The following is a 17,318-nucleotide window of genomic DNA, read 5'->3' as shown; positions in this document are numbered from 1 at the left end:
AGGGGCTGACGCGGGCACTCGGAGAGCGGGACTACTGCATCCCTCTGGAGGCACCCTCAGATGACAGTCAAAGGCGTGGACGTCGCGTCGTACCAGAGCTCGACCTTCAGCACGGCGGGGCTCGCCTTCGTGTTCGTCAAGGCCACCGAAGGCACGACGTACACGAACCCGAAGATGACAGCGCAAGCCGCGCACGCCCGCAAGGCGGGCTGCGTGGTCGGCTTCTACCACTTCCTGCGGTCCGGCAACGTGAAGGCGCAGGCCGCGTACTTCGTCGAACAGGCAGCATCCGTCCAGGGCGATCCGCTGTTCGCCGACTGGGAGGACCCGGACGTCTCGAACGCGGCGAAGGACCAGTTCCTGGCGGAGGTGAAGCGGCTGCGCGGCTCGACCCATCGCGTCGGGTTGTACTGCAACCGCGACTTCTGGCTGAACCGCGACACGACGAGCCAGGCGGGCGACGCGCTGTGGATAGCGGACTATGTGACGGCGGGTAAGCCGCGCATCCAGGCCAAGTGGCTCTTCCACCAGTACACGGACGAGCCGCTGGACACGAACCGCGGCGCGTTCGCCGACAAGGCGGCGCTGCGCGCCTGGGCGGAGAAGTAGCGGCCCCGCCCCCGAGCCCCCGCAGCGCCCCTACGCCTGCGGGTGGTCCGCGTGCGGGTGGTCCAGCTCCTGGGCCAGCCGGCGCAGATGCGGACCGTACTCGGGGTCGGCGAGCGCGGCGGCGAACTGGGCGGTGAGATACGCGAGCGGGTTGCCGGTGTCGTACCAACGGCCCTGGATCACCTGGCCGTACACGGCGCGGCTGCCCGCGTACGCGTTGATGGCGTCGGTGAGGTAGATCTCGCCGGTGCGGTGTTCCTTCCAGCGCTTGGTCTGCTCGCGCAGCTCGTCGATGATGCCGGGCGTGATGACGTAGCCGCCGATGGCGGCGAACGCCGACGGCGCGTCCTGCGGTTTCGGCTTCTCGACGAGGCCGGTGATCCGCAGCAGCCCGTCGTCGAGGTCTTCCTTGACGACGGGCACGCCGTAGCGCTGCGAGTCGGCGGGGTCCATCGGCATCAGCGCGAGCACGGGGCAGTTCGTGGCCTCGAAGGCCCGGATGAGCTGCTGCGCGCGGGGCACTTCGGCGACGAACACGTCGTCGGGCCACAGCACCAGCATCGGCTCGTCGCCGAAGTTGCGGGCGGCGTTGAGCACCGGGGTGCCGTTGCCGTACGGGCCGTGCTGGTCGAGGTAGGTGATGTGGCCGAGCCTGGACAGCTCCCCGACCTCCTCGACGGCGTCCGCGTAGGCGTCCTTGCCGTCGGCGCGCAACTGCGTGACGAGGCCGGGGTTGGGCCGGAAGTGGTCCTGGATGAGGCCCTTGCCACCGGAGACGACGATGGTGATGTCGGTGATGCCGGAGGCCACCAGCTCCCTGACGGTGTGCTCGATGACGGGCTTGTCGCCGACGGGAAGCATCTCTTTCGGCGTCGACTTCGTCAGCGGGAGGAGGCGGGAGCCGAGGCCGGCCGCGGGGATGACTGCTCTGCGGATCGTCGGGGCCATGCCACTCTCTCGGTTCGGACGCACGCCACACCGGTCGGCGGGACCTGCCTGACGCTACCAATGACCCGCGCGCGTCTTCGAAGCGAGGCACCCGTGTTCGTACGGTGTTCCCCGCGTGTTCCCCGCGGCTTCCCGTCACGTTCCGCCCAGGGCGAGGCCCGACGAGGCCCCGCCCCCGCCCGGCCGTGAGCCCAGCGGCTTGTGGATAAAGTCTCGTCATGACTGACCTTGTGCAGGTGTCCACCGCCACCGAGACCCGCGAACAGGCCGTCCAACTCGCCCGGTCCGCGGTGCGGCAGCGCCTGGCGGCAGGGGCTCAGATCATCGGCCCGGTCACCTCGGTGTTCTGGCACGCCGGGGAGTTCGGCACGGGCGAGGAGTGGCAACTCCTCATGAAAACGCGCGCGGACCGCTACCCGGCCCTCGAAGCGCACCTGTTGGAGCATCACCCGTGGGACAGCCCGGAGGTGAGCGCCGTACCGATCGTGAACGGCTCGGAGAAGTGCCTTAGCTGGGTGACGGCGAACACCGCACCGGAGTGACCGGCTCCCTTCCCCGGAGAGATCACACCGACCCGCAGTACCGTTGACGCACAACCTTCTGGCGGGGGTGGCGGTGGGCATCACGAACGAGTCGGGCATGGGCGAGCGCATCGCGGAGCTGCGCCGGCGGCGCGGCCTGACGCAGGAAGAGTTGGCCGAGCGGGCGGACCTGTCCGTCGATGTCATTCGCAAGCTGGAGCAGGGCCGACGGAAGACGGCGCGGCTGACCAGCATCAACGCCCTCGCGGGTGCGTTGGACACCGAGCCGAGCTATCTCGTGGGCCAGCCCGGCACCTTCGAGACCCACGACGGGCCGGACGACGGCCTGCCGTCCGTCCTGGCTCTCCGGGAGGCCGTGTCCCCGGTGGCCGATCTGCTGGGCGGCGACGCCGACCCGGAGGACGTGCCCAGTATCGAGGCACTGCGACTGGCCCTGGCTTCGACGGAAAGCATCCGCCGCGAGGGCCGCATGGGCGAGATCGGCACACTGCTGCCGCAACTCATCCGGGACGCCCGCGCGGCGGCGCACGCGTACACGGGCGCCGACGCCGCAGTAGCCAACTCGGTTCTGGCCGTGGCCTATCAGGTCGCGGCGACCACGCTCACAGCCCTGGGCAAAGAGGACGCCGCGTTCACCGCGATGGAGCGTTCCCTCGCGGCCGTCCGCCACTGCGACGACCCATCGCTGGAAACCCTGGCCGCATCGACCCTGTCGTGGGTCCTCACGAAGCAGGGGCGGCTGGCCGACGCCGAGCGGGTCGCGCTCGCCCGTGCCGAGAAGATTGAGCCCGGGTTCCGGTCGTCGCAGACCGATCTGGCGCTGTGGGGCGTCCTGTTGCTGCGTGCCGCCACGGCTGCGGTACGGCAGGAGAAGCACGGCGCCGTGACGGACCTGCTGTGTCTCGCGAAGGGCGCGGCGGAGAGCATGGGCGAGGACGTCCTCGTCGGCACCACACCTTTCGGGCCGACGAACGCGGGCATCGCCAGGGTCAACTTCCTTGTCGAGATGGAGAAGGCCGAGGAGGCCGTCAGTGCGGCGCGCACCATCCCCGATCTCGGTTCACTGCCGCCCACCTGGCGGGCGCGCTTCCACGTCGACCGGGCTCTCGCCCACAGCGACCTCGGCCAAGACCGCGCGTCCGCCCGCGCGTTGCTGAGGGCCGAGCAGGACGCACCCGAGTGGATGCGCTACCACTCCACTTCGCGCCGCCTGGTGGAGGAGCTACGGGGACGCGCGCCCCGCCGGGACACGGTCGTACTAGGACTGGCCGACCGACTCGGCCTCATGCGGTAGGACTTGGCGTCCTACCTGATCCAGGAAGTGGTACCGCCTGCCACTGGGGTGTGACCGGGCGGATTCGTAGCGTGACCGGCATGAGACCACGTCAGCCGCACCTCCACCCGAGCGGGACAGCCACCGCCCCATTACCCCCCGGCGAAGACCACCCCGCCCTGGTGGTGAAGCGCTGGCCGAACAGCCCCCGATCGGTTTGCAAGGCACGGCAGTTGCTGCTCCAGCACCTGACCGCCTGGGACCTGACCCACCTCGCCGACTCCGCCGAGCTGGTCCTCTCCGAACTGCTCACCAACAGCGTGCGGCACGCGCGTATCCCCGGCGGACGCCGGACGCCCTCACGGCCGCTCGCGCAGCCAGTTGCCGAGGACGGCGAAGTCGGTGGCGAGGAGGCCGGTCACGGCATCCACTCGATGGAGAAGCGCCGGTCCCGGGTGGTGTCTCGCCACCCAGGTTCGGTCGAGATCGCCGATCTCGTCGTCGACCCAGATGAACGGCCGCCCGGACGCGAGGCGGACGAGCGGCCGGGTCTTCCAGTGCAGCAGGTCCGGCGCATCCTCCTCAGGGGCCTCCGGCAGGTCGGCCACGGGCAGCTCAGGCAGCCCCAGCAGCGGCGCGATCACCTCGTTGGCGTCGTCCATCCACGCGGTGGCCCACACCAGCTCGCAGGGCAGCGCCAGCAGTCGCGGCCCGTGCGTGAGGTCGATCTTCGCCAGTTGGGGGTTCGACGCGTGCTGCCACGCGTCCCACTCGTCGAGCGCCGCTGGAAGCCGCCCGCCGCCATACGGGAGGAGCGTGCCGTCCACGTCCAGGAAGAGCAGCGGCCGCTCCGCGCGATCGGTCATGCTCGCACGCTATCCACGATCCCGCGTGGGAGCGGGTGTCGGGCTTGAATGGCGACATCCCGTGGGGGCATTCATCGGTTCGACTTCTGTCGGCGGGCCTTTCGGCGCGATGTGGGCGATCTTTCCCCGGTGGTTCTTCCGCGCCCGCGAGAGCGCCGGCGGTGTGACACCGGCCGCGTGTTCCCGCGGTGTTCCCGCGTGCACCCGCTGTCCGGGGCGTTGGGTGGCGTCCATGCAGCTCAGGGTCTTGGCCAGCGAGGTGCCCGGAGCCGGACTTGAACCGGCACGCCCGCGAGGGGCAACGAGGTTTAAGCTCGTCGTGTCTGCATTCCACCACCCGGGCGTGGCGCGTGTCCGCGTTGGCACACGAGCCTATCGGGATGCCGCGGCCGAACTGCGGGGCGGTAACCCGATCTTGTCTTATTTTATTGACGTCTGAGGGTGTGTCAGCCCCCGGAACTAGCCATCGGCACATGCCACAGGCGGCAGAAGATCCCGTACCGGGCGGTACGGGAATGACGAAAAGTCGCCGTGCGGTTACGCAAAGCGCATCACTCCTTGTCGTTGCCCGGCGGTTGACGCGCGTCGTTGTCGTGATTTGCGGGGGCGCGCCGGGTGTCGGGAGAGTGCGGTGCGGAAGGGGGTCGCCCAGGGGCGTCGGGGAGTGTGACCTCTGAGCGCGGGTGCGCTCGAACTTGCGTGCAGTCTTGGCCAGAACCGACCCGTCGGCGCGGCGGCCGGCCCGTGTCATACCGGAGGAGGAGGCAGCGGCTCCGGTGTCAGACGAAAGATGGCCACCGGAACGGGCATCGGGGGTGACGATCCGCGAGCCGGGCGACGCGACGATGAGAAGGTCCGCGCAGCCCCCACCTCAGGAGCGTTTCCCGTGACCACCATGCCGCTCGCCCACCGCACCGTCGCCGTCGCCGCGCGTGCCACCGACCTGTCGAAGGTCTACGGCACCGGCGAGACCCAGGTGGTGGCGCTCGACCGGGTCAGTGTGGACTTCCGGCAGGGGGAGTTCACCGCGATCATGGGCCCCTCAGGCTCGGGCAAGTCGACGCTGATGCACTGCGTCGCAGGGCTGGACAGCTTCAGCAGCGGGTCCGTACAGCTCGGCGACACCGAGCTGGGGTCGCTCAAGGACAAGCAGCTCACGCAGTTGCGCCGGGACAAGATCGGCTTCATCTTCCAGGCGTTCAACCTGCTGCCGACGCTCACCGCCCTGGAGAACATCACGCTCCCGATGGACATCGCGGGCCGCAAGCCCGACCGGCAGTGGCTGGACCAGGTCATCGCCATGATCGGGCTCTCCGACCGGCTCAGCCACCGGCCCACCCAGCTCTCCGGCGGTCAGCAGCAGCGCGTGGCCGTGGCCCGCGCGCTGGCGTCCCAGCCGGAGATCATCTTCGGTGACGAGCCGACCGGGAACCTGGACTCGCGCTCCGGCGCCGAAGTCCTCGGCTTCCTCCGCAACTCCGTGCGCGAGCTGGGCCAGACCGTGGTCATGGTGACGCACGACCCGGGCGCCGCCGCCTACGCGGACCGGGTGATCTTCCTCGCCGACGGCCGGGTCGTGGACGACATGCTCTCCCCCGGCGCCGACGGCGTGCTGGACCGGATGAAGGCGTTCGACGCCAAGGGCCGTACTAGCTGACGTTCCGTCACCGACCCTCCGAACGCTTCTACTTGACCTCGGGAATCCCACCATGCTCCGTACCGCCCTGCGCACCGTGCTCGCGCACAAGGCCAGGCTGCTGATGACAGTGCTCGCCGTGATGCTCGGCGTGGCCTTCGTCTCCGGCACCCTCGTCTTCACCGACACCCTCGGCCGCGCCTTCCACAACCAGACGGCCAAGAGCTACAAGGACGTCGCCGTCGCCGTCTCGTCCGACGACGAGACCGGCATCAGCACCCGGACCGTCACCCGCATCGAGGGGGCCGAGGGAGTCGCCACCGTCACCGGACGGGTCGACGGGTTCGCCGGCGTCGCCGACAAGGACGGCAAACTCATCGGCAACGGCTGGTCCAACACCGGCGCCAACTTCGCGCCCGGCAAGGACGGCAAGGACCCCTCGTACGACTTCACCAGCGGCGCTGGCCCCGCCAAGGGCACCGAGATCGCGCTCGACAAGGCGTCGGCGGCCAAGGGCGGCTACCACGTCGGTGACCGGGTGCGGGTCGCGACCAACGGGCCGGTGAAGGAGTACACCCTCAAGGGGGTCTTCGACACCGAGGACGGCGCGGTCAACGCGGGCGGCAGCCTCGTCCTCTTCACCACGGACACCGCGCAGCGGCTGTATCTGACGCCCGGCCACTTCAAGGACCTCTCGATCATCGCCGCGCCCGGCGCCTCGGACGGCCGGATCCTCACCGAGGTGAAGTCGGTCCTGCCGGCCGACGCACGCGCCCAGACCGGCACCAAGCTCGCCGCCGACCAGGCCGCCGACATCGAGAAGGGGCTCGCCAGCCTCAACCAGATGCTGCTGGCCTTCGCCGGTATCGCACTGTTCGTCGGCATCTTCCTGATCTCCAACACCTTCACCATGCTGGTCGCCCAGCGCACCAGGGAGCTGGCGCTGCTGCGCGCCGTCGGCGCCTCCCGCAAGCAGGTCAAGCGTTCGGTGCTGGCCGAGGCAGCCGTGGTCGGCGTGGCCGCTTCGGTGATCGGCTTCGCGCTCGGCGTCGCCTTGGCCGTCGGGCTGCGCGCGGCGATGGGGTCGTTCGGCGCGAAGATCCCCGCCGGTCCGCTGGTGGTCTCGCCGGTCGCGGTCGGCTCCGCCTTCGGCGTCGGCGTGCTGATCACGCTGCTCGCCGCCTGGCTGCCGGCCAGGCGCGCGGCGAAGATCCCGCCGGTCGCCGCCATGAGCAGCGTGCACGGCGTCGCCACCACCCGCTCGCTCGTCGTACGCAACTGCATCGGCGCGGCGCTGGCGCTGCTGGGCGGCGCCGTGGTGGTGGCGGGCGCCGCCGGCGGGTCCGACGGCCGGGCGCTCATCGCGATCGGCGCGTTCCTGGCCCTGGTCGGGATCATCGTGCTGATCCCGCTGCTCTCGCGCCCGTTCATCGCGCTCGTACGGCCGCTGCTGCGCGGCATGTTCGGGGTGTCGGGCAAGCTGGCCAGCCAGAACGCGGTCCGCAACCCGCGACGCACCGGAGCGACCGCCTCCGCGCTGGCCATCGGGCTCACCCTGGTCACCGGGCTCTCCGTGCTCGGCGTGACCCTGGGGCAGGCCGTCGACAAGGCGACGACGGACAACATCAGCGCCGACTACATGGTCACGATGGCGAGCGGCGACTCACTGGACGCCTCGGCGGTGACCGCGCTGCGCAAGGCGCCCGGCGTACAGGCCGTGTCGCCGCGTCAGTCGGCCGGGCTGGAGGTCAAGGGCGACTACCAGTCGGTCGCGGCCGTCACCCCCGGCGACATCACGAAGGTCTTCAACTTCACGTCCGTCACCGGATCGATGGACACGCTCGGTCAGGGGCAGGTCGCGGTCGCGGAGAAGACCGCGAAGTCCAACGGCTGGAAGGTCGGGGACGTCCTGCCCGTCACGTACGACGACGACGCGTCGGCCCGGCTGAAGGTCGGCGCGACGTTCAAGGACAACGAGTTCCTGGCGTCGGTGCTGGTGTCGGACAAGCTGATCGCCCCGCACGAGAAGACCGCCGACATCCGCGAGGTGTGGGTCAGGAGCGACGGCGGCGCGAGCGCGGCGCACGAGCAGGCGCTGGTGGACGCGCTCGGCGACAACCCCGCGATCAGCATCATGGACCAGCAGGACATCAGGAACAGCTTCGGCGGTCTGATCAACACGGTGCTGAACATCATGTACGGACTGCTGGCGATGGCCCTGCTCATCGCGGTGCTCGGCGTGATCAACACCCTCGCGATGTCGGTCTTCGAGCGGCAGCAGGAGATCGGCATGCTGCGCGCCATCGGTCTCGACCGGCGCGGTACGAAGCGGATGATCCGCCTCGAAGCCGTGGTGATCTCGCTCTTCGGCGCCGTCGTCGGGGTGGCGCTCGGGTCCTTCCTCGCCTGGGCCATCGGGCAGACCATCAGGAGTTCGGTGCCGGGTTACGCGCTCGTCGTCCCGTGGGACCGGATCGGGATCTTCCTGGTGCTGGCGGCGCTGGTGGGGGTGCTGGCCGCGATGTGGCCGGCGCGCAGCGCGGCCCGGCTGAACATGCTGACGGCCATCAAGACCGAGTGAGCGAACGGCCGCGCCCCGTACACGGGCCGCCCCACCCCTTCGGGGGCGGGGCGGCTCCGTCATGCCGACAGTCGCGTCAGCGCCAGTCGTGCGAGCGCAGCGGCACTCCCGGCTCGCCGCTCTCCGGTGTCCGCACGGCCAGGATCTGGTTCACACCGATCCTGTTGCGCTCGAAGGAGAGCGCAGAGGCCGCCATGTAGAGCCGCCAGACCCTGGCCCGGCCCGGCGACGTGGCACGGACGGCCTCGGGCCAGTGCTGCTCCAGGTTGGCCACCCAGCGGCGCAGGGTCAGCGCGTAGTGCTCCCTTATCGACTGCACGTCACGGGCTTCGAAGCCCGCTTCCTCCAGCGTGGCGACGGTCCGGCCGAGCGGGGCCAGCTCGCCGTCGGGGAAGACGTACGCGTCGATGAACTCGTCGATGTGGTACTCCTCCTCGACCATCTCGGGACGCCGCGCGATCTGGTGGTTGAGCAGCCGGCCGCCCGGCTTGAGCAGCGCGTACAGGTCGTCCGCGTACTCCCGGTAGCGCACCGTACCGACGTGCTCGGCCATGCCGATGGAGGAGATCGCGTCGTACGGGCCGTCCCTGACGTCGCGGTAGTCCTGGACCCGGATCTCGACCCGGTCGGTCAGCCCCTCCTCGGCGATGCGCTTGCGGGCGAACGCGGCCTGCTCGCGGGAGAGGGTGACGCCGGTGACCCGGGCGCCGTACTCGCGCGCGGCGTGGATGGCCATCGAGCCCCAGCCGCAGCCGACGTCGAGCAGCCGGTCGCCGTCCTGGAGGGCGAGCTTGCGGCAGACCAGGTCGAGCTTGTCGTGCTGGGCCTGTTCGAGGGTGAAGCCGGGGGTGTCGTCCCAGTAGCCGCAGGAGTAGACCATGGAGGGGCCGAGGACCATCTCGTAGAAGTCGTTGCCGACGTCGTAGTGGTGGCTGATGGCTTCCTTGTCGCGCCGCTTGGTGTGCAGCGCGCCCGTGCGGCGGCGTACTTCCTCGACCGGCGGCGGGGGCGGCGGCCAGGGTCCCGCGATCTGGACGATGCCCTTGGCCGCGGCCCGCATCCGCGGATCGAGGACGGGGTGCACGGTGTCCTTGGCCTCGGCGCCCTTCTCCCAGATGAGTCCCGCGAGCAGCTCCAGGGCCGCGTACAGATCGCCTTCGACATCCAGCTCGCCGGCGACCCAGGCGCGGGCCAGGCCCAGCTCGCCCGGCTTCCACAGCAGCCTGCGCAGCGCACGGCGGCTGCGGATGACCAGGATCGGCGCGTCCGGGGGGCCTGATTCGCTGCCGTCCCAAGCGCGGATACGCACGGGGAGCGGGGCTCCCAGCAGTTCTTCCGCAAGAGTGGTCAGCCGCAGCGCGGCGTCGGCCATGGCGCACACCTCCGTGATGATTCATCCAGACATGCTCAGCACCACGTAAACACCCGGAGGGTGCGGACGCAGTCCCGCTGTCACGCAATGAGACCGTAAAATAGCTGCATTCACCACGGAGTTTAGCGCGGTACGGCTCTGTGCGCCCCGGCACTGCGGGAGTCGTCCGGTGCGCGGAACGGCGTCCGTAGGGGGCGGTCAAGACCGCACGGGTGAAGCCCGCTTGTTGGGCCGTCAGGGCGAAGGCGGAGCTCCTCCGGCGGCCCTCGACCGGTCGGGGGCATGCGAAAGGGCCGCCCGCACCACGGATGGCGGACGGCCCTCTCGGTCGGTCGGGCGGGGTCAGGAAGCCTTGGCCTTCTCGGGCTCGGGCCGGGCGACGACCGCGGCGGGCGGCGGGGTCGGCTTGGCCGCCTCGTAGAACTCCTCGCGCGGCGTCTGCATCGCGCCGAGCGACACGACCTCGCGCTTGAGGAACATCGAGAGCGTCCAGTCGGCGAAGACCCGGATCTTGCGGTTGAACGTCGGCATGGCCATGCCGTGGTAGCCGCGGTGGGCGTACCAGGCGAGCCGGCCCTTGAGCTTGATCTTCATCTTGCCCATGACGATCATCGCGACGCCCTTGTGCAGGCCGAGACCCGCGACGGCGCCCTTGTTGGCGTGGCTGTAGTCCCCCTGCGGGAAGCCGCGCATACCCGAGATCACGTTGTCGCCGAGCACCTTGGCCTGGCGCAGCGCGTGCTGGGCGTTGGGCGGGCACCAGGCGTTCGGGTTGCCGGCCTTGCGGCCGACGACGTCCGGGACCTGCGCGTTGTCGCCGGCGGCCCAGATGTAGTCGGTGCCCTGCACCTGGAGCTTCTCGTTGGTGTCGACGTGACCGCGCGGGCCGAGCGGCAGACCGTAGCGGGCGAGCGCCGGGTTGGGCTTGACGCCGGCCGTCCACACGATGGTGTTGGAGTCGACCTCAAGGCCGTTGTTCAGCACCACGTGACCGTCGACGCAGGAGTCCATGCCGGTCTTCAGGTAGATCTCGACACCGCGGCCCTCAAGGTGCTCCTTGCCCCAGGCGCCCAGCTTCGGGCCGACCTCGGGGAGGATCTTGTCGGCGACGTCGACGAGGACGAAGCGCATGTCCTCGCGCTTGACGTTGGTGTAGTACTTGGCCGCGTCGCGCGCCAGGTCCTCGACCTCGCCGATGGTCTCGGCGCCGGCGAAGCCGCCGCCGACGAAGACGAAGGTGAGCGCCTTGCGACGGACGTCCTCGTCCGTCGTGGAGTCGGCCTTGTCGAGCTGCTCCAGCACGTGGTTGCGTAGACCGATGGCCTCCTCGATGCCCTTCATGCCGATGCCCTGCTCGGCGAGGCCGGGGATCGGGAAGGTACGGGAGATCGCGCCGAGCGCCACGACCAGGTAGTCGAAGGGCAGCTCGTAGGCCTCGCCGACGAGCGGCGCGACCGTGGCGACCTTGCGGTCCTGGTCGATGGTCGTGACCCGGCCGGTGAGAACCTCAGCCTTGGGCAGCACGCGTCGCAGCGGTACGACGACATGCCGAGGCGAGATGCTGCCGGCGGCAGCTTCGGGGAGGAAGGGCTGGTACGTCATGTACGAGCGTGGGTCCACGACCGTGACGGTCGCTTCCCCGTACCGCATCTTCTTCAGAATGCGACGAGCTGCGTACAGGCCTACGTACCCACCGCCTACAACGAGGATCCTGGGACGCTCCGTGGTGCTCATGCCATCGAGTATCCACCCCGGGGGGAGGGGGTACTCGTGAGCCCCTTCACAAGGGTAGGGGGTACCTGTGCTACAGTGCCCGGCCCCTTTGCGGCCGACCCCGTGAAGCGATGACGGCCAGGGAGCCGAGCAGCCCCGCCGACACCCCCGGTGACCTGCCCCAACGCGCCGCGCGCCACGCGGACCACCGCCCGGGTTCACAGTGCCGTAACGCCCCCGGAACTCCCCCGTAGGGTCCGGTCGGACCCCTTTCGAGGGCCCCTGCGGCCCTTGCGTACGGCAACCGTGCACGGCAGGAGTCTTTTCCTTGTGAAGAACTTCACGAAGTTCCCCGGAGAGGCTCTGCGGCAGCCGGGAAAGGGGCGTGTGTACACACTCGCGCGTACACTGGTTCCATGACTGACCGCACTGTGACCGTACGGGAGGCCCGCGCGCATCTGGCGGACCACATAAACCGCGCGGAGCACGGCACTCCGACGGTGATCACGCGCAACGGCGAGCCCGTCGCGGCGGTCGTGCCGATCGCGGATTTCCACGCGCTGGAGGAGGCGGCGGACGTGCTGCTGGCCCGGGAGGCGGAAGCCGAGCTGGCCCAGGGAGGCGCGACCGTGACCATGGCCGAACTGCTGGCCGACCTGTTCACCGAGCAGCCGGGCGACACGGCGTGAAGTACGCGTTCCGGTTCACCACGGCAGCGCAGCGGCAGCTTCGCGCCCTCGACCGGCCCGCCGCCATGCGCATCCTGGCCGCGCTGACCGCGCTCGGCGACGATCCGTACCGCGAGGACGCCGACATCCAGAAACTCAGCGGTCCTTCGGGCCTCTACCGGCTGAGGGTCGGCGGCTACCGGGTCGCCTACCAGGTCAAGGACGGCGAACTCGTCGTCCTCGTGGTCAAGATCGACGACCGGCGCGACGTCTACCGCAGCCTCTGAGCACTCTCCGAGGGCGTCACTCGCCCTCGCTCGCGATCTGCCAGGCGATGCCGTCGAGGATGTCGTGCTCGCTGACGACCACCTCGGCGGCTCCCGTCCGCTCCATGATCGAGAGCAGTACGAGGGCGCCGGCGCCGATGACGTCCACCCGGCCCGCGTGCATGACCGGGATCGCCGCGCGTTCCTCGTGGGTGGCGGCCAGCAGGCGGTCGGTGATCTGCTTGACCTGGTCGTACGGGATACGGGAGTGGTGGATCGCCGCCGAGTCGTACGCGTCGAGGCCGAGCGCGATGCCGGCCACCGTCGTGACCGAGCCCGCCAGGCCCACCAGCGTGCGGGCCTCGCGGAGCGGTACGGCCTCCTCGGCGAGGTCCAGGGCCGCTTCGACGTCGGCGCGCATCGCGGCGATCTGATCCGGGGTCACGGGGTCGGTGACCGCGCCGTCCCGCAGCAGATGGCGCTCCGTCAGCCGTACGCAGCCGATGTTCACCGACCGCCCTGTCCTGACCTGGTCGTCGCCGACGACGAACTCCGTCGAGCCGCCGCCGATGTCCACGACCAGCCGGCTCTCGTGGCCCGGCAGCTCCTTCGTCGCGCCGGTGAAGGAGAGCGCGGCCTCCTCGTCACCCGTGATCACCTCGGGCTCCACGCCCAGGATGCCGCGCACCCCGCGTACGAAGTCGGCCCGGTTCTCCGCGTCGCGCGACGCGGAGGTGGCGACGAAGCGGATCCGGCGGGCGCCGTGCTTCTCGATGATCTCCGCGTACTCCCGGCAGGCGGCGAAGGTCCGCTCCAGCGCCTCCGGGGCGAGCCGGCCCGTGCGGTCCACGCCCTGGCCGAGCCGGACGATCGTCATCCGCCGGTCCAGGTCGGTCAGCGTGCCCGCCACCGGGTCGGCGTCGGCGACCAGCAGCCTGATGGAGTTCGTACCGCAGTCGACGGCGGCCACCCTGGTCATCCGGACTCCTCATTTGTGAACGGGATCACACACGGTCCCTTGGCCCACCACTCGGGCAGCATGGCCAGCGCCTCGTCGCCCAGCGGATTGACCCCGGGGCCCGCCGCCAGCGAGTGCGCGACCAGCACGTGCAGGCACTTCACCCGGTCCGGCATGCCGCCCGCGCTGGGGAAGCCCGCCAGCTCCTCGATGGCGTCGCGGCGCGCGAGGTAGTCCTCGTGGGCGGCGCGGTAGGCGGCGGCCAGCTCCGGGTCGGTGGCGAGGCGCTCGGTCATCTCCTTCATGACGCCGTTCGCCTCCAGCGTGCCGATGGCCGAGGCCGCGCGCGGGCAGGTCAGGTAGTACGTCGTGGGGAAGGGCGTGCCGTCGGGCAGCCGCGGCGCCGTCTCGACGACATCCGGCTGACCGCAGGGGCAGCGGTGCGCGATGGCGCGCAGTCCGCGCGGCGGTCGGCCGAGCTGTTGCCTGAAGGCCGCGACATCCGCCTCGGTGGGCTCGGTGCGGTCGGTCTGCGGAGGGGGCTTGTCCATGCCTGCCTAGGGTGTGCGCGGCGGCCCGCCCGCCGGGTTACCTGTCCGGGCGGGCGGCGTCGTCGGCGTGATCGACGTCGTCCATGAGGTTGGAGTACCAGGGGCGGTCGGCCCCGCCCTCCACCTCGTGCTGTTCCCCGACCGTGTGCGGGTCGGTCATCGTGAAACCGGTCTCCCCCGGCATCACGTAGTGCAAGTGCTCCCTGGCCAGCCGCTCGATGTACGCGTCGTCCTGGAGCCGCGCCTTCTCGTCGCGCAACTCCTCGACCTGGCGCTTCGCGTCACGCGACGTCCGCTCCTGGTCGCTGATCTCGTTGCGCTGGGACACGTACTGCCGCATCGGGTACGCGAGCGCCACGACGAGCGTGCACACGACCAGGGCCAGGAAGGCCGCCCGGCCGGTGAGCCGGGAGCGGCGCGCCTGCCGGCGGCTCTGCGAGCGGTAGACCCGGGCGGCGGTCTGCTCGCCGAGCACCCGCAGCCTGGTCGCGGTGGAGAACCGGTCCCGGCTCCCGCTCATCGCTCGCCTCCCGTGTCACGTACGTACGTCCCCGGACACGGTACGGGACCGGGGCCGGGGACGTACGTACGACGGGCGGGCAAGAGCGGGACCGCCGTGCCGCCTGTCCTACTCGGCGGAGCGGAAGCGCGGGAACGCGCTGCGGCCCGCGTAGACGCCCGCGTCGTCGAGGATCTCCTCGATGCGCAGGAGCTGGTTGTACTTGGCGACGCGCTCCGAGCGGGCCGGTGCGCCGGTCTTGATCTGGCCGCAGTTCACGGCGACGGCGAGGTCGGCGATCGTGACGTCCTCGGTCTCGCCCGAGCGGTGCGACATCATGCACTTGAAGCCGTTGCGCTGCGCCAGCTCGACCGCGTCCAGCGTCTCGGTCAGCGAACCGATCTGGTTGACCTTGACGAGCAGCGCGTTGGCCGAGCCCTCCTCGATACCGCGGGCGAGGCGCTCCGGGTTGGTGACGAAGAGGTCGTCGCCGACGATCTGGACCTTGGAGCCCAGCTTGTCGGTGAGGACCTTCCAGCCGGCCCAGTCGTCCTCGAACAGCGGGTCCTCGATGGAGACGAGCGGGTACGAGGCGACCAGCTCCTCGTAGTACTCGGTCATCTCGGCGGCCGAGCGGGACTCGCCCTCGAAGTTGTACTTGCCCTCGCTGTAGAACTCGGAGGCGGCGACGTCGAGCGCGAGCGCGATGTCGCGTCCTGCGACATAGCCGGCTTCCTTGATCGCTTCGAGGATGAGGTCGAGCGCGGCGCGGTTGGAGTCCAGGCTCGGCGCGAAGCCGCCCTCGTCACCGAGGCCGGTCGCCAGGCCCTTGTCCTTCAGGACGCGCTTGAGGGTGTGGTAGACCTCGGCGCCCCAGCGCAGCGCCTCGGAGAAGGACTCGGCGCCGATCGGGGCGATCATGAACTCCTGGATGTCCACGTTCGAGTCGGCGTGCGACCCGCCGTTCAGGATGTTCATCATCGGGACGGGCAGCAGGTGCGCGTTCGGGCCGCCGAGGTAGCGGAACAGCGGCAGGTCGGACGCCTCGGATGCGGCGTGCGCCACGGCGAGGGAGACACCCAGGATGGCGTTGGCGCCGAGCGACGACTTGTCGGGGGTGGCGTCCAGGTCCAGCATCGCCTGGTCGATCAGCCGCTGCTCGGTGGCGTCGTAGCCGACCAGCTCCGGGCCGATCTGCTCGATGACGGCGAGGACGGCCTTCTCGACGCCCTTGCCCTGGTAACGGTTCTGGTCACCGTCGCGGAGCTCAAGGGCCTCGAACGCACCGGTGGAGGCACCGGAGGGGACAGCAGCACGGCCTGTGCTGCCGTCGTCGAGGCCGACCTCGACCTCGACCGTGGGGTTGCCTCGGGAGTCAAGGATTTCCCGGGCTACGACGACGTCGATGGACGGCACGAGCATCTCCTTCTGGGATGTGACGCTTGGAGCGCAGGGCCCGTTGGCCTTGCGGCAAGAGCCTAACCGGCGGCGGGGCGTGGGCCGGCCTGTGCCCGCACGCTGGGACGAAATGAGGACCGAATACCCGGCAGGCCGGACAATTCCGGCGGCCGCCTCACCGGGACCCCGCGCCGGGCCCCGCGCCGGGCCCCGCACCCGGCACCCGGGACCCGTACAAGGAACCCCGGCCCGGCACGCACGGGGGAAGCGCGCCGGACCGGGGTGGTCGGTGAGGACCGGTCGGGTCAGCTCAGGTGGAGCTGCTGGCCCGGGTAGATCACATCGGCGTCCTTGACGATGTCCTTGTTCAGGTCGAAGACCTTCTTCCAGCCGCCCTTGACGTGATGGGCGGTGGCGATCTTCGAAAGGGTGTCGCCGCCCTTGACCTTGTACTCGCCGTCACCCTTCTTGATCGTGGTGGGACGGCTCTGGCCGCGCGAAGCGGGCTGCGCGTCGCTGCGGCTCGACTCCTGCTTCGCGGAGGGCTGCGACTGCGACTGCTGCCGCTTGGGCTGGGACTGCTGCTGGGGAGCCTGCTCCTGCGGCTGGGCGGCGTCCGAACTGCTGGAAGCGCCGGACAGGTTGACGCCGCAGCTCGGCCACGCGCCCTTGCCCTGGCTGGCCAGGACCTTCTCGGCGACGGCTATCTGCTGCGACTTGGAGGCCTGGTCGGCGCTGGAGGCGTAGGCGGTGCCGCCGTACGCGGCCCAGGTGGACGACGAGAACTGCAGACCGCCGTAGTACCCGTTGCCGGTGTTGATCGACCAGTTGCCGCCGGACTCGCACGAGGCGACCTGGTCCCACTCCGAGGTGGAGGCGGCCGAAGCGGACGTGGCACCGAGCAGCGGCACCGCGATGGCGGCACCGGTCACTCCGGCGAGCGTCGCGTAGCGGACGGCCTTGGACGGGCGGCGGTGCTTGGCATTGCTGGAACGCAGCATGGAGCATCTCCTCACCGACGCCTGCGGGGTGAGCTGTCGGGTTCGGGCCAAGTGAGTTGCCCGGCCACCTGCCGCGTCGCGGCATGTGGCTACACCCCGAGCCGGTCGGCGGCCGTCTCTCGACGGCCGGGTCCGGCGCCTACCTTGGGTCCCCCGCTCCTGCCTACGGCGCTTTACGCGACGACTGTTCCCGGCGTCCGGCGGCAGGATTCGGCGTGCCGGTCGACGGGGCCCGCGGTGCGAGCGAGTCAGACGTAAACACAGCCCGCCCCGGATGTTCAAAGAAGAGCATCACGGATAAATCGCCCGTACCGGTCCGCGGCACCGTTGTGTTTTCGCAGGTGGGAGCGGAAAGGGACGAACCCGGCGGGCAGAGCACACCAATTACGGCAAAGAGACCCTTGTCTCACTTGCACAGAAGTGGACATAGGGTCTCT

At 70.2% G+C, this 17,318-nt stretch carries 16 protein-coding genes, 1 tRNA gene and 1 riboswitch; of the genes, 7 read left to right on the top strand and 10 right to left on the bottom strand.

Annotated elements, in window-relative coordinates; genetic code table 11:
* Positions 1-60: 60 nt before the first annotated feature.
* On the top strand, positions 61-609 hold the full coding sequence (locus ACZ63I_RS04965; protein WP_469335375.1) for a glycoside hydrolase family 25 protein: 549 nt from the start codon (positions 61-63) through the stop codon (positions 607-609).
* Positions 610-639: 30 nt separating this feature from the next.
* Here the strand turns inward: ACZ63I_RS04965 and ACZ63I_RS04960 are convergent, their stop codons facing one another.
* Positions 640-1,557, bottom strand: coding sequence for a UTP--glucose-1-phosphate uridylyltransferase (locus ACZ63I_RS04960; RefSeq protein ID WP_469335373.1), 918 nt, complete (start codon positions 1,555-1,557; stop codon positions 640-642).
* A gap of 218 nt (positions 1,558-1,775) precedes the next feature.
* Between ACZ63I_RS04960 and cutA the strand changes: the two genes are divergently transcribed.
* On the top strand, positions 1,776-2,099 hold the full coding sequence (cutA, locus tag ACZ63I_RS04955) for a divalent-cation tolerance protein CutA (protein WP_469335371.1): 324 nt from the start codon (positions 1,776-1,778) through the stop codon (positions 2,097-2,099).
* A gap of 43 nt (positions 2,100-2,142) precedes the next feature.
* The gene (locus tag ACZ63I_RS04950) at positions 2,143-3,393 is read left to right on the top strand and encodes a helix-turn-helix domain-containing protein (protein ID WP_469335369.1); all 1,251 of its coding nucleotides are present in this window, start codon (positions 2,143-2,145) and stop codon (positions 3,391-3,393) included.
* Positions 3,394-3,731: 338 nt separating this feature from the next.
* On the opposite strand, the gene ACZ63I_RS04945 is transcribed toward ACZ63I_RS04950, so the two are convergent.
* On the bottom strand, positions 3,732-4,238 hold the full coding sequence (locus ACZ63I_RS04945; RefSeq protein ID WP_469335368.1) for an HAD domain-containing protein: 507 nt from the start codon (positions 4,236-4,238) through the stop codon (positions 3,732-3,734).
* 260 nt (positions 4,239-4,498) lie between these two features.
* Positions 4,499-4,581: transfer RNA gene (locus ACZ63I_RS04940), tRNA-Leu, on the bottom strand.
* A 543-nt stretch (positions 4,582-5,124) separates the two neighbouring features.
* Here ACZ63I_RS04940 and ACZ63I_RS04935 point away from each other — a divergent pair.
* Entirely contained in the window at positions 5,125-5,895 is a 771-nt protein-coding gene (locus tag ACZ63I_RS04935; RefSeq protein WP_469335366.1) for an ABC transporter ATP-binding protein, read from the top strand.
* A gap of 52 nt (positions 5,896-5,947) precedes the next feature.
* Positions 5,948-8,455, top strand: a complete 2,508-nt coding sequence (locus ACZ63I_RS04930; protein ID WP_469335365.1) for an ABC transporter permease — start codon at positions 5,948-5,950, stop codon at positions 8,453-8,455.
* Between the two features lie 76 nt (positions 8,456-8,531).
* Here ACZ63I_RS04930 and ACZ63I_RS04925 read toward each other — a convergent pair whose 3' ends face one another.
* Positions 8,532-9,827 (bottom strand): class I SAM-dependent methyltransferase, encoded by a 1,296-nt coding sequence (locus ACZ63I_RS04925; RefSeq protein WP_469335363.1) that lies wholly within the window; start codon positions 9,825-9,827, stop codon positions 8,532-8,534.
* A 342-nt stretch (positions 9,828-10,169) separates the two neighbouring features.
* Positions 10,170-11,561 carry an NAD(P)/FAD-dependent oxidoreductase gene (locus tag ACZ63I_RS04920; protein WP_469335361.1) on the bottom strand — a complete coding sequence of 464 codons (1,392 nt, stop codon included), beginning with the start codon at positions 11,559-11,561 and terminating at the stop codon, positions 10,170-10,172.
* Between the two features lie 395 nt (positions 11,562-11,956).
* Between ACZ63I_RS04920 and ACZ63I_RS04915 the strand changes: the two genes are divergently transcribed.
* Complete coding sequence (locus ACZ63I_RS04915) at positions 11,957-12,229, top strand: type II toxin-antitoxin system Phd/YefM family antitoxin (RefSeq protein ID WP_469335359.1); 273 nt, start codon at positions 11,957-11,959, stop codon at positions 12,227-12,229.
* Positions 12,226-12,495, top strand: a complete 270-nt coding sequence (locus ACZ63I_RS04910) for a type II toxin-antitoxin system RelE family toxin (protein WP_469335357.1) — start codon at positions 12,226-12,228, stop codon at positions 12,493-12,495. The genes ACZ63I_RS04915 and ACZ63I_RS04910 overlap by 4 nt, the downstream gene beginning before the upstream one ends.
* Positions 12,496-12,511: 16 nt before the next feature.
* Here the strand turns inward: ACZ63I_RS04910 and ACZ63I_RS04905 are convergent, their stop codons facing one another.
* The 5 genes from ACZ63I_RS04905 to ACZ63I_RS04885 all read right to left on the bottom strand — a co-directional run bounded on the left by ACZ63I_RS04905 (position 12,512) and on the right by ACZ63I_RS04885 (position 16,881).
* A complete protein-coding gene (locus ACZ63I_RS04905; RefSeq protein WP_469335355.1) occupies positions 12,512-13,453 on the bottom strand; it encodes a Ppx/GppA phosphatase family protein in 942 nt (313 codons plus the stop codon).
* Entirely contained in the window at positions 13,450-13,983 is a 534-nt protein-coding gene (locus ACZ63I_RS04900; protein ID WP_469335353.1) for a DUF501 domain-containing protein, read from the bottom strand. The genes ACZ63I_RS04905 and ACZ63I_RS04900 overlap by 4 nt, the downstream gene beginning before the upstream one ends.
* Positions 13,984-14,020: 37 nt before the next feature.
* On the bottom strand, positions 14,021-14,503 hold the full coding sequence (locus tag ACZ63I_RS04895; RefSeq protein ID WP_469335351.1) for an FtsB family cell division protein: 483 nt from the start codon (positions 14,501-14,503) through the stop codon (positions 14,021-14,023).
* Positions 14,504-14,611: 108 nt separating this feature from the next.
* On the bottom strand, positions 14,612-15,898 hold the full coding sequence (gene eno, locus ACZ63I_RS04890; protein WP_469335350.1) for a phosphopyruvate hydratase: 1,287 nt from the start codon (positions 15,896-15,898) through the stop codon (positions 14,612-14,614).
* 287 nt (positions 15,899-16,185) lie between these two features.
* Positions 16,186-16,881: a transglycosylase family protein gene (locus ACZ63I_RS04885; protein WP_469335348.1), complete on the bottom strand. Its 696-nt coding sequence runs from the start codon at positions 16,879-16,881 to the stop codon at positions 16,186-16,188.
* 3 nt (positions 16,882-16,884) lie between these two features.
* Positions 16,885-17,062: riboswitch (cyclic di-AMP (ydaO/yuaA leader) on the bottom strand.
* Between the last annotated feature and the right edge of the window lie 256 nt (positions 17,063-17,318).

The sequence above is a fragment of the Streptomyces sp. NPDC087906 genome, from assembly GCF_055584925.1.
The sequence above is the reverse complement of the archived record's forward strand: the minus strand, read 5'-3'. Positions and strand labels throughout refer to the sequence as shown.

Bases quoted from the DNA above. Each gene is read 5' to 3' on its own strand.
- ACZ63I_RS04960 (WP_469335373.1), bottom strand. From the start codon at position 1,557: ATGGCCCCGACGATCCGCAGAGCAGTCATCCCCGCGGCCGGCCTCGGC.
- ACZ63I_RS04885 (WP_469335348.1), bottom strand. From the start codon at position 16,881: ATGCTGCGTTCCAGCAATGCCAAGCACCGCCGCCCGTCCAAGGCCGTC.
- ACZ63I_RS04900 (WP_469335353.1), bottom strand. From the start codon at position 13,983: ATGGACAAGCCCCCTCCGCAGACCGACCGCACCGAGCCCACCGAGGCG.
- ACZ63I_RS04945 (WP_469335368.1), bottom strand. From the start codon at position 4,238: ATGACCGATCGCGCGGAGCGGCCGCTGCTCTTCCTGGACGTGGACGGC.
- ACZ63I_RS04925 (WP_469335363.1), bottom strand. From the start codon at position 9,827: ATGGCCGACGCCGCGCTGCGGCTGACCACTCTTGCGGAAGAACTGCTG.
- ACZ63I_RS04920 (WP_469335361.1), bottom strand. From the start codon at position 11,561: ATGAGCACCACGGAGCGTCCCAGGATCCTCGTTGTAGGCGGTGGGTAC.
- ACZ63I_RS04895 (WP_469335351.1), bottom strand. From the start codon at position 14,503: ATGAGCGGGAGCCGGGACCGGTTCTCCACCGCGACCAGGCTGCGGGTG.
- ACZ63I_RS04915 (WP_469335359.1), top strand. From the start codon at position 11,957: ATGACTGACCGCACTGTGACCGTACGGGAGGCCCGCGCGCATCTGGCG.
- ACZ63I_RS04905 (WP_469335355.1), bottom strand. From the start codon at position 13,453: ATGACCAGGGTGGCCGCCGTCGACTGCGGTACGAACTCCATCAGGCTG.
- cutA (WP_469335371.1), top strand. From the start codon at position 1,776: ATGACTGACCTTGTGCAGGTGTCCACCGCCACCGAGACCCGCGAACAG.
- ACZ63I_RS04965 (WP_469335375.1), top strand. From the start codon at position 61: ATGACAGTCAAAGGCGTGGACGTCGCGTCGTACCAGAGCTCGACCTTC.
- ACZ63I_RS04930 (WP_469335365.1), top strand. From the start codon at position 5,948: ATGCTCCGTACCGCCCTGCGCACCGTGCTCGCGCACAAGGCCAGGCTG.